This window comes from Arthrobacter sp. BB-1 (assembly GCF_006151685.1).
GTDB lineage: Bacteria > Actinomycetota > Actinomycetes > Actinomycetales > Micrococcaceae > Arthrobacter.
Map to the genome: position 1 here is coordinate 50,902 of NZ_VDEV01000001.1, position 14,674 is coordinate 65,575.

Annotated in this window: 14 protein-coding genes; 6 read left to right on the forward strand and 8 right to left on the reverse strand. The window is 65.6% G+C overall.

The features are described from left to right. Positions 1-68 precede the first annotated feature (68 nt). Complete coding sequence (locus tag FHJ30_RS00200; RefSeq protein ID WP_139027258.1) at positions 69-1,013, reverse strand: hypothetical protein; 945 nt, start codon at positions 1,011-1,013, stop codon at positions 69-71. A 154-nt stretch (positions 1,014-1,167) separates the two neighbouring features. Between FHJ30_RS00200 and FHJ30_RS00205 the strand changes: the two genes are divergently transcribed. The 3 genes from FHJ30_RS00205 (at position 1,168) to FHJ30_RS00215 (ending at position 3,599) form a co-directional block, all read left to right on the forward strand. Next, positions 1,168-1,713, forward strand: coding sequence for a peptidylprolyl isomerase (locus tag FHJ30_RS00205; protein ID WP_139027259.1), 546 nt, complete (start codon positions 1,168-1,170; stop codon positions 1,711-1,713). A gap of 9 nt (positions 1,714-1,722) precedes the next feature. Continuing rightward, the gene (locus tag FHJ30_RS00210; protein WP_139027260.1) at positions 1,723-2,601 is read left to right on the forward strand and encodes a rhomboid family intramembrane serine protease; all 879 of its coding nucleotides are present in this window, start codon (positions 1,723-1,725) and stop codon (positions 2,599-2,601) included. Between the two features lie 530 nt (positions 2,602-3,131). Further along, the gene (locus FHJ30_RS00215; RefSeq protein WP_139027261.1) at positions 3,132-3,599 is read left to right on the forward strand and encodes a carboxymuconolactone decarboxylase family protein; all 468 of its coding nucleotides are present in this window, start codon (positions 3,132-3,134) and stop codon (positions 3,597-3,599) included. Positions 3,600-3,792: 193 nt separating this feature from the next. On the opposite strand, the gene FHJ30_RS00220 is transcribed toward FHJ30_RS00215, so the two are convergent. Then, positions 3,793-4,407 (reverse strand): DNA-3-methyladenine glycosylase I, encoded by a 615-nt coding sequence (locus FHJ30_RS00220; RefSeq protein ID WP_139027262.1) that lies wholly within the window; start codon positions 4,405-4,407, stop codon positions 3,793-3,795. 3 nt (positions 4,408-4,410) lie between these two features. Then, a complete protein-coding gene (locus FHJ30_RS00225) occupies positions 4,411-4,662 on the reverse strand; it encodes a cell division protein CrgA (protein WP_139027263.1) in 252 nt (83 codons plus the stop codon). A gap of 190 nt (positions 4,663-4,852) precedes the next feature. Between FHJ30_RS00225 and FHJ30_RS00230 the strand changes: the two genes are divergently transcribed. Genes FHJ30_RS00230 through FHJ30_RS00235 form a run of 3 tightly spaced genes read left to right on the forward strand, consistent with a single transcriptional unit; the run spans position 4,853 to position 6,452 of the window. After that, positions 4,853-5,641, forward strand: coding sequence for a class E sortase (locus FHJ30_RS00230; protein WP_139027264.1), 789 nt, complete (start codon positions 4,853-4,855; stop codon positions 5,639-5,641). A 2-nt stretch (positions 5,642-5,643) separates the two neighbouring features. Continuing rightward, complete coding sequence (locus FHJ30_RS21235) at positions 5,644-5,814, forward strand: hypothetical protein (RefSeq protein ID WP_171058866.1); 171 nt, start codon at positions 5,644-5,646, stop codon at positions 5,812-5,814. Continuing rightward, positions 5,811-6,452 (forward strand): aminodeoxychorismate/anthranilate synthase component II, encoded by a 642-nt coding sequence (locus FHJ30_RS00235; RefSeq protein ID WP_139027265.1) that lies wholly within the window; start codon positions 5,811-5,813, stop codon positions 6,450-6,452. The genes FHJ30_RS21235 and FHJ30_RS00235 overlap by 4 nt, the downstream gene beginning before the upstream one ends. Positions 6,453-6,516: 64 nt before the next feature. On the opposite strand, the gene pknB is transcribed toward FHJ30_RS00235, so the two are convergent. Genes pknB through FHJ30_RS00260 form a run of 5 tightly spaced genes read right to left on the reverse strand, consistent with a single transcriptional unit; the run spans position 6,517 to position 14,625 of the window. Then, positions 6,517-8,460, reverse strand: coding sequence for a Stk1 family PASTA domain-containing Ser/Thr kinase (pknB, locus tag FHJ30_RS00240; RefSeq protein WP_139027266.1), 1,944 nt, complete (start codon positions 8,458-8,460; stop codon positions 6,517-6,519). 15 nt (positions 8,461-8,475) lie between these two features. Next, positions 8,476-10,185 (reverse strand): protein kinase domain-containing protein, encoded by a 1,710-nt coding sequence (locus tag FHJ30_RS00245; protein WP_139027267.1) that lies wholly within the window; start codon positions 10,183-10,185, stop codon positions 8,476-8,478. Beyond that, the gene (locus FHJ30_RS00250; protein ID WP_139027268.1) at positions 10,182-11,642 is read right to left on the reverse strand and encodes a penicillin-binding protein 2; all 1,461 of its coding nucleotides are present in this window, start codon (positions 11,640-11,642) and stop codon (positions 10,182-10,184) included. Before FHJ30_RS00250 ends, FHJ30_RS00245 begins: the two co-directional genes overlap by 4 nt. Beyond that, on the reverse strand, positions 11,639-13,036 hold the full coding sequence (locus FHJ30_RS00255; RefSeq protein WP_139027269.1) for an FtsW/RodA/SpoVE family cell cycle protein: 1,398 nt from the start codon (positions 13,034-13,036) through the stop codon (positions 11,639-11,641). Before FHJ30_RS00255 ends, FHJ30_RS00250 begins: the two co-directional genes overlap by 4 nt. After that, a complete protein-coding gene (locus tag FHJ30_RS00260; RefSeq protein ID WP_139027289.1) occupies positions 13,033-14,625 on the reverse strand; it encodes a PP2C family serine/threonine-protein phosphatase in 1,593 nt (530 codons plus the stop codon). The genes FHJ30_RS00255 and FHJ30_RS00260 overlap by 4 nt, the downstream gene beginning before the upstream one ends. Between the last annotated feature and the right edge of the window lie 49 nt (positions 14,626-14,674).

Sequence of the window (14,674 nt, forward strand, 5' to 3'; positions counted from 1 at the left end):
CGCCCTGCGGCGGAGCCCTTTCCGGCTGAGCTCTCCGGCCTTGGCCGGTTTATACAGCGGACGTCTTATCAGGACTGGGTAGTGCCCTTGTCCCCATTGTTGATGTTGGACGCAATGTTCCTGGTGGCAGTCTTGGCATCGGTCGCCGGAGTCGTTGCGCTGTCCGAAGTTTCTTCAGCCACGTGCTTTGCTTTTTCGCCGGCGTCCTCTGCCTTGTCAGCCGTGGAGTCGGCCGTGGAGGAAACGGACGATGCCGGCGTTCCAGCGGCGTCGGCTGCCTTTTCCTGGACGTCGTTCACGGTGGTGGCCGGGACCGGCGCGGGTGTGGGGGTCACCGGGGACGGGGTCTTCCATGGGTCCTCGACCGGCTTGGAGGCCTTCCATGCAGCGACACCGGCGGCCACGGCCGCGGCGATCACACCGAAGACAAGCCAGCCGCGCTTCTTCTTGGGGGGCTCCGGCTGTGCCAGCTGGATGCCGACGGTGCGGCCTGCCTCGGTTGCCGCGGCCTTGAGCTGGGTGCCGGTGGCCTGGGCCTGCTCCTGGATGGCGTGGATGATTCCCACATCCCCCAGCTTCTGCGCCACCGCGTCAACGTGGGCGGGAGTGTTCTCCAGGGTGCGGTGCACCACCTGGGATGCCTGGCCGATCTGGTCTGAAAGGCGCGGCAGGTATTCAACAACCACCCGGTCACGGGCGTTGAGGATCACCGGGGTGGCCTTGTCCAGGGCCTCATGCAGGCGGGGCGAGGCGCCTTCCACGGCATCGTTGATCTTGGGCGCGAGCTGCGCCAGGCCGTCCTGGATGCGAGGGGTCACCGTGGCCACGCCATCCGCCAGGTTGTGGGCAGCGGACTTCAGGCCTTCCTGGATCTTTGGCGATGCAGTGTCCAGGCCATGCTGGAGACGGTCAACGGCTGCTTCCACACGGGGGGCTGCCCAGTCCCTGGCATTCTCTACGGCGCTGGCGACTTGCAGCTCAAGGTCACGGGCAATACGGTCCGACTTCTTCACAACTACCTCCCGGTTAGGTGACGGTTCTGTGGTTAGCCTACGTGGCTTGGTGTTCACCGGCTATTCCCACTGCGGATTTTAGGCGGATTTCACCCAGCGCGGAACTGCCGCCGGAGCCGCAACGGCCCGGATGGGCCGTGGAAGAATGGGGGCTATGACTGCCATCGCAACTGCAAAAGCAACCATCCACACGAGCCTCGGCGACATCGCCGTGAACCTCTTCGGCAACCACGCGCCCAAGACCGTCAAGAACTTCGTAGGCCTTGCCACCGGCGAGCAGGCGTGGACCCACCCGGAGACGGGCGAGGACAAGACCGGCACCCCGCTGTACAACGGGACCATCTTCCACCGCATCATCAAGGACTTCATGATCCAGGCCGGCGATCCGCTGGGCCGCGGCGTGGGCGGCCCAGGCTACCAGTTCGACGACGAAATCCACCCGGAACTGAGCTTCAACCAGCCCTACAAGCTGGCCATGGCCAACGCGGGCATCCGCATGGGCAAGGGCACCAACGGTTCCCAGTTCTTCATCACCACTATCCCCACGGACTGGCTCCAGGGAAAGCACACCATCTTCGGTGAAGTGGCTGACGAGGAATCCAAGAAGGTTGTTGACGCAATTGAAGGTGTCCGCACCGGCATGGGTGACCGTCCCGTGGAGGACGTCACCATCAACAGCATCGACATCGAACAGCTGTAACACCGAAGCATGAGTTACGGAATTCCGTCGGCTGAGCCGTCCGCGCAGGTTCCGGTTTGCCCGCGGCACCCGGACCGGCCCTCCTATGTGCGCTGCCAGCGATGCGGGCGTCCCGCCTGCCCTGACTGCCAGCGGGCGGCCGCCGTCGGATTCCAATGCGTTGACTGCGTCAACGAAACAAGGCGTACGACGCCGGAGGTGCGGACGGTCTATGGCGGCGCCGCAGCAAGCGGCAAGCCTGTGGTGACGTTCGGCATCATCGCCGTGTGTGTTGTGGTGTACGCGCTGCAGTGGCTCATCCCGGGCCAGGCGGTGTACGAACAGTTTGCCTACAACAACGTCTTCGCCACCCCCCAGTACGGGGCGTTCGAGCCGTGGCGCATGCTGACCGCGGCATTCCTGCACTCTCCTGATTCACTGCTGCACATCCTGTTGAACATGTATACGCTGTGGATCTTCGGCCAGGCCTTGGAGCCGCTCCTTGGCCGCGTCCGCTTCCTGGCCCTGTACCTGTTGTCCGCCGTAGGTGGCTCCGTTGGGTACCTGCTCCTGAACCCGGTTCTGGTGCCTGGACAGGGGCTGGTGGGAGTCGTAGGGGCTTCCGGCGCCATCTTCGGCCTCTTCGGCGCGATGCTGCTGGTCCAGCGCCAGCGCGGCGGTGACACCCGGCAGCTGTGGGTCCTCATCGCGATCAACGGGGTTATCGGTTTCCTGATTCCGCAGATTGCCTGGCAGGCGCACCTGGGTGGCCTGATCACCGGGGCGTTGTGCGCGACGGTTCTCGCGTACACTCCCCGCGGCCCCCGGCAGGGTCTCGTTCAGGGCGCTGGCCTGGTGGCCGTGCTCGCCTTGTTGATAGCGGCGAGCTGGGTGAGGATTTCCATCTAGGCTCCGGCCGTGGGGCAACCAAGCTGAAACTGTCCAGAAACCCTGGCGTCCAGAGGACGCCGGGGTTTTTGCTTTATCCACAGTACTTATCCACATTGTTGGTAACTTACATGCCTGTAGTTCCCGATTCAGGTGCTCCGATTTCGCGGCGTGACACGGAATAGGCTGTAGTCTGGCCGTTTTTCTCCACATCTGTGGATAACTCTTGGGGATAGGCATGTGCTTAAGTGGACAAACCACCTAAAAACAGCTCTTCTGTGGATAAACCCGCCAAAAGCGCTTGGAAGACAGGGTTCCTCGGGGTGCCGGGGTGCTGTATCAACATGGTTATGCACACTGTCAATAAACAACAGTGGTGTAGTTAGCTGCACCTTCCGCCGCTGCATCGCAACGTGCGGGCTGTTGACCACCGGGAGCTCTCCGCCAGTTTCCACACTTGTGGATAACTTGTGGGTATCCCGCTGTTGGTAAGTGGATAAGCTTCAGGTGCCTACCTTTGCGACTGAGCACTTTTGCCGACAGGAGAGTCCATGACCGCCACCACCCAGCACATCTTCCTTGACAAGCAGCACCCTGCTTTGTGGCGTGCATTGAACGGGCTGGGGCTCAAGGTCAAGGAGGTTGCCCAGGAGGCCGGCATCGACGTCCGGACCATGGAACTGCTCAATGTGCGGATTTCCCAGCTGAACGGCTGCGCCTTCTGCCTGGACCTCCACGTCCGGGACGCTCTGGAGGCGGGCGAGACCTTGCAGAGGCTGGCGGTACTGCCTGCATGGCGCGACACGGCACTCTTCACGGAAAAGGAACGTGCTGCCCTGGCATTGACCGAAAGCATCACGGAACTTCCGGGCAACAGCGAACAGGAGCATGAGGAAGCCTATGCCCGGGAGCATCTCACCGAGGAGGAGTTTTCGGTGGTCAGCTGGCTGGCTATCACAATGAACGCATTCAACCGCGTCTCCATTACCAGCCATCACCCGGTTCGGCGTGAACGGTAGGGTCCGAAGGCAGGGGCAGCCCGCCCGTCCTGCGGATTATCCACAGGTATTCCACACTGTTAATAACCATATCCGCAGTACCGGATTAGCGGTGGGGCCCTACTGGACGGCGACGGACGCGGGCGCAACGCCGGTTCGGCCGGTTATCCCCATTGTGGATAAGTTTCCCAACAGCTGGGGATAAACCGCGTCCCTAGCTGACCGCGGTGGGCCAGACCCCGGAGGACCCCCGCCGGTGGCTGCCTACCAGGTGGGTGTCCACCATTCCGATGGCTTCCATCAGTGCGAACATGGTGGTGGGGCCAACGAAGGAGAACCCCTTCCTCCTTAGGGCCTTGGACAGCGCAACGGACTCAGCCGATTGGGTGGGGATGTCCGCGTGGACGGCAGGGTGCGGGGTGGCAGCGGGCTGGAACCGCCATACGAAGTCCACCAGGCCGCCGTCCTGCCGCAGCGCCAGGGTGGCCTGGGCGTTGTTGATGGCAGCACGGATCTTCAGGCGGTTCCGGACGATGCCTGCATCCTGCATGAGCCGCTCAACGTCGGCGTCTGTAAAGAGCGCAACGGCATCAGGACTGAAGCCGGCGAAGGCTGAGCGGAACGCGGGGCGCTTGCGCAGGATGGTGGCCCAGGAAAGCCCGGCCTGGAAACCCTCCAGGCAGATGCGTTCGTAGAGGCCCTGTTCGTCCTTGACGGGCAGGCCCCACTCGGTGTCGTAGTAGTCCCTAAGAAGCGGGTCCGCAGACGCCCATGCCGGGCGGGCCAGGCCGTCCTCACCCACCAGGACACCGGCAGCGTCAGAAGGCACGCTTCAGGAGCGCCAGCGGGTGGTCATCAGGAAGCCCACGATGGCAATGCCGAAACCGGCGACGATGTTCCACGATTCCCAGGCCTGGACAGGAAAGCGGCCTTCGCTGATGTAGAACGTGATGATCCAGAAGAGGCCGATGATCATCAGGCCGAACATCACGGGCTTGAACCATACTGGGTTGGGCTTGTAAGCCTGGGACGTAGCCGGCTGCGGGGTGCTGGCAGTCTTCTTGCGTGGCTTTGACTCGGGCACTGGCTCTCCTTGGCGGGCTGCGGCAAGATCGGCGTTCCGGCCTTGGTATCCTGCAAGAAGGAAATTGCCAGCGGTCTGCGCGATCTTGATCAAAATCTTGCTTGGTCAAATTTGGATTCTTACTAGCAGCCAATTCTAGCCGTAGTTCAGGGGCCGCCGGTGCCCATGGGAACCGCCCGGAGGAGAACGCGTGGTATTGCAGGAGAAGGCGAGGCAAGCCGCTGCGCCGCCTGCCGGCGTCGTTATTCTGCGCGGGACGGTCCAGGTGGTTGGTGAGCTGCTCATCACCGCCGGCATCATCCTCTTGCTGTTTGTTGCGTGGCAGCTGTGGTGGACCAACGTGGAATCAGATGCCAAGCAGAGCGAAGTAATCAAGGAATTCGCGCAGGACATCGCCGGTGCTGCCCCTGCCGCGCCGGCCGCCGCTCCGCCGCCCGCCGCCGGCCAAGACTTCGGTGAGCCCGTGGTGGCTGCCGCGCCGGCCCATGCGGGCACCATCGGCATCATGTACATTCCCCGCTTCGGGGCGAACTACACGCGGCCGATCGTCCAGGGGACCACCAGCGATGTGCTGGACACCCTGGGGCTGGGCCATTACGGAACCACCGCCATGCCGGGTGCCGTGGGCAACTTCGCCGTTGCGGGGCACCGCCAGACGCACGGCGCCGTCCTGGACAACATCCACACGCTGGTGCCCGGGGACAAGATCTACGTCCAGACGAAGGACGGCTATTACGTGTACGTCTTCCGCAACAACCAGATCGTCATGCCGCAGCGCACCGACGTCCTGGAGCCGGTGCCGGCGCAGCCGGGGGTTGCCCCCACTGAAAGATACCTGACCATGACAAGCTGCAACCCGCGCTTTGGCGCTGAAGAACGCATTATTGCCTATGCCCTGCTGGACAGTTGGCGCCCTGCATCCGCCGGACCGCCCGCGGAAATTGCGGACCAGGTGGCCGCGGCGATCGGGAAGGGATGAGCATGTACGGCTGGATTTTCCGCCATCTCCCCGGACCGCTTTGGCTGCGGATTGTCACCTCATTGGTGCTCATCGCCGCCGCACTGGTATTGATGGTTCAGTTCCTTTTCCCCTGGATGTCCCAATACACCCAGTTCACCGACTCAACGATTGGTTCCGTAAGCCAGCCATGACCACAACCAAGATCCTCGTGGTGGATAACTACGACAGCTTCGTCTACACCCTGGTGGGCTACCTCCAGGAACTCGGCGCGGAAACCACCGTGGTCCGCAATGACGACGTCACCCTGGCAGAGGCCATCGAACTGGCCAGCACCCGGGATGGCGTCCTCATCTCACCCGGCCCCGGCAACCCGGCGGAAGCCGGGGTCTGCATTGAACTGATCAGGTGGTGCGGCGAGAACAGCGTCCCCATGTTCGGTGTGTGCCTTGGACACCAGGCGCTGGCGGAGGCCTTCGGCGGCAAGGTAACGCACGCGCCGGAACTCATGCACGGCAAAACGTCCCTTGTGCAGCACATTGGCACCAGCGTGTTTTCCGGGCTCCCCTCCCCCGTCACGGCCACGCGTTACCACTCGCTGGCAGCCGTGCGCGAGTCCATCCCCGACGTCCTGGAGATCACCGCTGAGACGGCAACGGGTGTGGTGATGGGCCTGCAGCACCGGACTGCACCCCTGTGCGGCGTGCAGTTCCACCCGGAATCCGTGCTTACCGAGGGCGGCTACCAGATGCTGGGCAACTGGCTTGAGTCCCTGGGCATGAAGGGCGCAGCTGCCCGGGCGGCCAAGCTGAGCCCGCTGATCCAGCACTAGACAGGCACTGACTGGCCGAGCCGAGCCGCACCCGGCGAAGGGCCGAGCCAGCGCGGCGTCGTGCCTAGCCCTTTTTGGTGGAGGTCGGCGTCGGAGTAGGCGTGGGTGTGGGGCTGGGGCTTGGCGGGGGCGGCGGCGCTTTGGCCACCACAATGGTGACGGTCTTGCCCTGTTCCACGGCCGCGTTCACGGCGTCGCTTTGCTCCATCACCCTGCCGGGCTCAACCTGGGCATTCTCGGCCTCAACCACGTTGGGCACCAGGCTCAGTTCCTTCAGCGCAGCTTCTGCTTCTTCGCGGGTACGCCCCCGGAGCTCCGGGACGGCGACCTTGCCGGTGGACACCACCAGTTCGACGCTGGTCCCGACGCCCACCTTCTGGCCGGGCGCGGGGCTTGTGGTGATCACGATTCCGGCAGGCACGGTGGCACTGTTGGCCGTGGTGGTGGAGGGGGCGCCAACCAGCCCGCTTTGGCGCAGGATATCCCTGGCTGCTGCCTCGGTCTTGCCCGGCAGGCTTTCAGGGATCATAACGGCGCTGGGGCCCTCCGAAATGTTGAGGATCACCTCGGCGCCTCGATCCAGGGCGGCGCCGGACGCCGGGTCCGTGCCGATCGCCGTCCCCTTGGCAACGGTGTCGTGCTGCGACCGGACAATACGGGGCCGGAGGTCGGCGTTGTACAGTTCCTGCAGCGCCGCCGATTCTGTCATGGCGGCCACGGCCGGAACCGTGATCTTGGGCGCCGCCGGAGCGGGGCGGTTGATGATGGTGTACAGCCACAGGGCACCGCCTGCCAGGACAAGGAGCGTGAAGACCACCAGCGTGCCAATCCACGCACGACGGCGGGACTTCTGCCGCGGGCTCCGCTCACGTTCCGGAGTCAGGCCAAGGGGCAACGGATCAGCCGGCCGCTCGTCATCGGCGTCCGCCACGAAGGGAACCAGGGTTTCGTGGTCCTCGGCAGGGGCAGGGGTTGCCTCCAGCCGGCCGGTAGGTGCGTCGTGGAGGAAGCCTGCGCCCGCGGCGGGAAAGGCCTCGGTGGCCGGCGGCGGGACGTGGTCGTTGGGGTCCGTGGGCGCTTCGGAGGCCGCAAGTGCGGGGACCGCTACGCCTGATCGAGCAGCACGCAGGGCACGCCGGAAGGCCGCGGCATCCTGGAACCGGTCATCGCGGTTTTTTTGCAGCGCCTTGGCCAGCACGCTGTCCAGGGCAGGAGTCACCTTGGGGTTGAGGCTGCTGGGGGGCTCGGGAATCTCCCGGACGTGCTGGTAGGCCACGGACACGGGACTGTCACCGATGAAAGGGGGCCTGGACGTGAGCATTTCATACAGCAGGCATGCGGCGGAGTAGAGGTCACTGCGGGCGTCGACTGTTTCGCCGCGGGCCTGCTCCGGCGACAGGTACTGGGCGGTGCCCACCACGGCCTGCGTCTGGGTCATGGTGGCTGAGGAGTCAGCGATGGCGCGGGCAATGCCGAAGTCCATCACCTTCACGGAGTTGGTGCTTTCGCAGTACATCACGTTGGCCGGCTTGATGTCCCGGTGGACGATGCCGGCCTTGTGGCTGTACTCGAGGGCGCCGAGGACGCCCAGGCAATAGTCGATTGCCTGGTCAATGGTGACGTCATGGGCGCGGATGAGGTCGCGGATGGTCTTGCCCTCCACGAATTCCATCACGATGTACGGCACCCGGACGTTGTCCTCCGAGCCATCGTGGACCAGGTGTTCACCGGTGTCGTAGATGGCAACAATGGAGGAATGGTTGAGGGCGGCAACGGCCTGTGCTTCCCGCTTGAACCGGGCCTGGAACTGCGGGTCCCGGGCCATGTCCGCCCGCAGCAGTTTCACGGCGACAGTGCGCCCCAGCCGGGTGTCCACTCCCCGGTAGACGTCCGCCATGCCTCCGCGGCCGATCAGGCCGCCCAGCTCGTAGCGGCCGCTGAGGACACGGCGGTTATCCACCGGGAGGCTGTCCTCGCGGTGCAACGGTGTGCGCGCTGACTCGTTCACTGGCTGTCCTGGCGGTTATGGCTTGCAGGTTGGCGGGGCACCGGGCAGTTGGCCGGCGGTGCAGGCGGGCAGGGGCGACGCTGCGGTGGGCGCCGCCACGGCCGACGTGGTGGCTGCCGGCGCGGGGGCCGGTGCGGATGTGGTGGGTGCCGGCGGTGCCACTGCATAGACCACCGTGATGGGCGAACCCTGCGGCACGAGCCCTGTGGGGTTCAGCTCGATGACCCTGCCGGGGTCATCTGCCGTACTCTCCTGCGGAATCACAGTGACGGCCAGCCCCAGCCCGGCAAGCTCGGCCTGTACCTTGCGGTAGTCCTGCCCGAGGTAGGCGGCCGGGATCACGTTGACCATTTCCTGGGTGGGTGTGGGCGTAGGCGTGTTGCGCGTGGGCGTGGGCGTGGCGGATTGCGTGGTCCTGGTTGGGCTGGCGCTGGTGCTCGGCGGGCTTGTGGCGGCTCCGGTGGTGGCGTCGTTCGAGGGGAAGAGAATGCCCCGCTGGCTGAGGAAGAACCCCACCAACGCGAACAGAACCAGGAGGATCAGGGCAACCAGCGGCCAGGTCCAGGGACTGCGGCCCTTGCGCTGGGGCTCATCGGCAGGCTCGTCGTCGTACGTTGCTTCTTCCGGAACCCACCTGCGCTCGGCGGCGAGGGCATTGGCCCGGGCGAGTGTTCCCTGGGGCGCGTCAGCGTCCGCAGCTGCTGCCCCGGCGGCGGCTCCGGCGGCTGCACCTGCCGCGCCCGCACCCAGCACCGGCAAAGCGGACGTGGGCGTGGGCGAACTGTCATGCTGGGCGCCAATGACGCCGGTGGGCGCCGTGGCGGTGTCCACCGGAGCGGTGATGGGGCCCGTATTGTCCGCGTCGAAGAGGAGCATGCCGGGAACGGCGGCCCGGGCTGCGCTGATATCCCCGTTGCGGATGGCCTCGGCCGCCTCGGCCAGTTTGATGGCGTTTTCCGGCCGGTTCTTAGGGTCCTTGGCCAGCATGGACATAAGGAGGGCGCGCACCGGGGTGGGAAGCGATTCGGGCAGCGGCGGCGGGGCGTCGTTGACCTGGGCCAGGGCGATGGCGATCTGGGACTCGCCGGAGAAGGGGCGGTGTCCGGTCAGGCACTCGTAGCCGATGACGCCGAGCGCGTAGATGTCCGAGGAACCGGTGGCGGTCTGTCCGGTGGCTTGCTCGGGGGCAAGGTACTGGGCGGTGCCCATTACCTGGCCGGTCTGGGTGAGCGGAACCTGGTCTGCCAGGCGGGCGATGCCGAAGTCGGTGACCTTCACCCGCCCGTCCGGGGTGATCAGGAGGTTGCCGGGTTTCACGTCGCGGTGCACCAGGCCCTGCGCGTGGGCAACGGAGAGTGCACGGGCGGTCTGCGCGATGATGGACAGCGTGCGGTCCGGGGACAGGACCTGCTCGTGTTCGATGATGTTGCTCAGGGGCTGGCCGGGGACCAGTTCCATGACCAGGTAGGCGGAGCCCTCCTCCTCGCCGTAGTCGAAGACGTTGGCGATGCCCACGTGGTTCAGGAGAGCGGTGTGGCGGGCCTCGGCGCGGAAGCGCTGGAGGAACCCGGGATCGCCGGTGTATTCCTCCTTCAGCACTTTGATAGCGACGATGCGGCCCAGGACGAGGTCTTTCGCCTTCCAGACTTCGCCCATGCCGCCGATCGCGATCCGCGTGGTCAGCTGGAATCTGCCGCCGAGGGTGATTCCGGTTGTAGGCCTCACTTATTCAACACCGCCTCAAAAATTCTTTTCGCGTTCGGACTGGTTAGCTGGGCTCCGGTGGTGATGTCCACGCCCTCCATGACGATGGTGACTCCCACCTGCGGGTTGTTTGCGGGGGCAAATCCGGTGAACCAGGAGTTGTTGGTGCCGTTTCCGAGCTCCGCGGTTCCTGTCTTGCCGGCCACCTGGACCCCCGGGACTGCGGCCCTGTTGGCGATGCCTTCGCTGACGGCACTGACCATCCACTCGGTGATCTGGTTTGCGACATCCGGAGTGGTGGAGGTCCGCAGCTGCTCCGGCTTGGGTTCGTCGATGACCCGCAGATCCGGAGAACGCAGGGTCTTGACCAGGTTCGGCCTCATCTGGACGCCGTCATTGGCAATGGCCGCGGTCATCAGCGCAACCTGGAGGGGTGTGGCCCTGACGTCTTTCTGGCCGATGGCGGACTGGGCCAGGCCGGGGGCGTCCAGGTTATCGGGGAAGCCGTTGTTCCGGGCGTAGCCGAGCTTGAGTTGGTCGCCCATGTCCTCGCCGAAGCCGAACTTTTTCGCCTGCTCGGCGATGGCGTCCCGGCCCAGGTCCAGCGCGATGCTGGCGAACGGGGTGTTGCAGGACTGCTGGAGGGCGAAGGCGAAGCTCGCGGTGTCCCGGGTGTAGCAGTTGCCGCCTGCGTAGTTGGGAAGCTTGTACTGGATTCCCGGAAACGGCATTTCCGCCGGGTTGGGGAGAACGCTGTCCTTGTTGTACTTCCCTGATGCAAGCGCCGCGGCCGTGTCAACGAGCTTGTAGACGGATCCCGGCGCCAGCAGTTCCCCGGTGGGTCCGCTGACGTTCTGGTTCAGGTTGATGCCCGGGACCTTGACCAGCTCATTGATGTTGGCGGTCTCGGCGTTGGGATCCTGGGTGGCGATCAGGTTGGGATCGTAGGAGGGCTTGGAGACCATGGCAAGGATCGCCCCGGTCTTGGGGTTGGTGACCACGATGGATCCGCGCTGCCCGTCCGGGATCAGGCTGTAGGCGAGCTGCTGGATCGCGGGATCAATGGTGAGCTCCACCGAAGCGCCCTTGGGCTGGTTCCCCAGGAAGAGCTGGCCCACGCGGTCCAGGAAGAGCTGGTCCGAGTTGCCGGTGAGCACTTCACCCATGGCCTGTTCCAGGCCGGTGGCACCGAAGTTTTGGGAGAAGTAACCCGTGATTCCGGCGTAGAGCTCCGGCTGCGGGTAGGTCCGCTGGAACTTGCAGGTTTCCGAGGTGCCCTCCACCGATTCTGCTACCGGAGTGCCGCCCACAATGATGGCGCCGCGGTCGTTGCAGTAGTTCTGCAGGATGGCGCGCTGGTTCCATGGGTTGGCCTTGAGCTCATCCGCCCCCACCACCTGCACGTAGCTGATGGCGCCGAAGATCAGGGCGAACATGGCGACGGCCGCCACCCACGAGTGCCGCATTGCCTGGTTCATGAGTGCTTCACCGCCTCAGTAGGAGTATCAATGCCCATCGAATCTGCTGCCTCGCCCGGCCGCAGCGGCGTGGTGTCCACCGGGCCGCGGGCCGTGTGCGAGATCATCAGGAGCAGGCCAACGATGATCCAGTTGGCCAGCAGCGAGGAACCGCCGGCTGCCAGGAAGGGCGTTGTCAGGCCGGTCAGCGGGATGAGCCGCGTTACGCCGCCGATCACCACGAAGCACTGCAGTGCCACGGCGAAGGACAGTCCGCAGGCAAGGAGCTTTCCGAACGCGTCCCGGGTACCCAGCGCCGCCCGGAATCCGCGGGTGAAAAGCAGCAGGTACATGAGGACGACGGCGAACAGGCCCACCAGGCCGAGTTCCTCGCCGAGGGACGCGATGATCATGTCGCTGTTGGCGAAAGGGACCAGGTCCGGGCGGCCCTGTCCCAGCCCGGTTCCCACCAGTCCGCCGTTGGCCATGCCGAAGAGGCCCTGGACAATCTGGCCACTACCGCCGGGTGAGCGGTCGTAGACCTCCGGAGTGAATGCGTTGAGCCAGCCGTCGATGCGGAGTGCCACGTGGGAGAAGACCTGCGCCGCGATGAAGCCGCCGCCGAAGATGAGGGCCAGGCCGATTACCACCCAGCTGATGCGGCTCGTGGCCACGTAGATCATCACGATGAACAGGCCGAAGAAGAGCACCGATGAACCAAGGTCGCGCTGGAAGATGAGCACGCCGATGCTGACCAGCCAAGCCGTGATCATGGGTCCCATGTCCTTGAACCGGGGGAACTGCAGCGGACCGATCTTGCGGCCGGCCAGCAGGATCAGGTCGCGGTTGGAGGAAAGATAACCGGCAAAGAATATAGCCAGGGTGATCTTGGCGACCTCGCCGGGCTGGAAGGTCATGGGTCCGAGCCGGATCCAGACGCGGGCGCCCAGGATTTCGCCCGCGCTGATGCCGGGGATCAGCGGCAGGAGCAGGAGGAGGGCGCTGGCCGCGAGGGAGATGAAGGTGAACCGGCGGAGGACGCGGTGGTCCTTGAGCAGCCAGATCACTGCGATCGCCACCGCCATCGCAATGAGGGTCCACCGGAGCTGGTTGTTGCCGGTGTCGTCGCCGGGCGCATCGAGGCGGTGGATCATGGCCAGGCCCAGGCCGTTGAGGGCTACCACGAGCGGAAGTATTACCGGATCGGCATACTTGGCGCGGAAGCGGAGGACGCCGTGGAACACCAGGGCGGCTACGGCAAGGAGGCTGGACTGGAACCAGAAATCCGAATCAAAGGACTTTTCCTTGTCCACGCCCACCAGCATGTTGGCGCCGATGCCGACGGCCAGGGCCAGCAGGAGCAGCGCGAGTTCGACATTCCGCCGCGGCTTGGGAGTGGTGCTGAGCTGGCTCATGGGGCCGCCTTGCAGGTGACGGTGGGGCTGGGGGACGGGCTTGCCGGAGTGGCGGTGGCATCCGGGGCTGGTGCGGGGGCGGCCGGATCCGCGGCGGCCGGTGTGGAGGGTCCGGGCGATGCCGACGGTGGTGGACACCCTTCCTCAGGGGAGGTGGTGCCGGTGAGTTCGAGGTTCTTCACGATCCGCTGGGCATCGTAGAGGTCGTTGGCAGGCACGGTCTGGCGCACCCGCTGCTGCGAGAACGGCGGCAGGGAATCCATCCGGATCTCCGTGACGGTCTCAAGGCTGGAAAGCCCGATGGGCCCGAGTCGCTGGGAGACACCGTTGTAGATGGCGACGCGGGAGTCGTACTCGCCGATGTAGTAGCGCGTCTGGGTCCAGGCATAGCCGAGCCAGAGGCCCACCGTCAGGACCAGCAGGACGGCTGCGGCGATGGACCAGGTGATCCAGCGCCGCGGCTTGAGCGGCACGAGGGTGTCCTCGGCCTCGCTGCCCGGCTGTTCTGCCTTGTGGGTGAGGAGGGTGGCTGCCCTCCGTGCCACGGTGCGCCCGGCGATGGTGGGAATGGACCCGGACTCTGCGGCCGCAGCCGCGGCACCCACAAGTTCGTGCGGGCGGGAGGCGAGTTCGTCCCGCAGGACCTCAGCGGACAGGTGCTCGCCGAGGTGGGGATCGGTGGAAGCCTGGTCCTTGCCCTCGGCGGCCTTGCCAGTGCTTTCCTTGCCCGCAGGATTCTTCCCCGGCGCTTCGGCGCCGCCGGCCGGGTCCTTCGGGTTCACTGCAGCCGGTGCTGCCGGCTGGACTGCCGCGGCAGGGGCTGTGGCGGCGGCTGCGGAGGGGACGACTTCGACGGCGGCCGTACTGACGTCGTCGGGCGTTTCCTCCACGATCTCCACCATGACCACCGTGACGTTGTCCGGGGAGCCGGCTTCGAGGGTCAGGTCCACGAGGGTTTCCACGCACTCGCGGAGGTCCTTGGTTTCCCGGACCGTCCGTTCCACGGCGTGGCCGGCCACATAGTTGAGCCCGTCGGAGCAGAGCAGCCAACGGTCGCCGGGGCGGACGTCCAGGGTGTCGAGGTCGAGTTCCGGGCTGGCGTCCACGTCGCCCAGGACGCGCATCAGGACGTTTTTATGGGGGTGGCTTTCGGCTTCCTCAGGGCGGAGCCGGCCTTCGTCGATGAGCCGCTGGACGAAGGTGTGGTCCACGCTGACCTGCTTGAATTCGCCGTCGCGCAGGAGGTAGGCGCGGGAGTCACCGATGTGGGCGAAGTAGAGCTTGCCCTCGGCCAGCAGGAGCGCCGTGACGGTGGTGCCCATGCCCGCCAGCTTGGGGTTCTGGTGAACGAGTTCGGAAAGCAGGGAGTTGGCTGTCTGGATTTCGTCGGCAAGGACCGTGCCGGCGTCGCCGTCGTAGTCGCCGCGGTCCAGGTGGATCATGTCCAGGACGGTGGCGGCGGAGGCGACGTCGCCGCCCGCGTGCCCGCCCATGCCGTCCGCGACGACGGCGAGGTGCCGGCCCACGTAGGCGGAGTCGTCGTTCTTGGAGCGGATCCGGCCGACGTCGGAGCGTGCGGCGTAGCGCATGATGAGGGGCCGCTGCGCGGGCCGGGGCCCGTTTGCGGGGGTTTGCGTG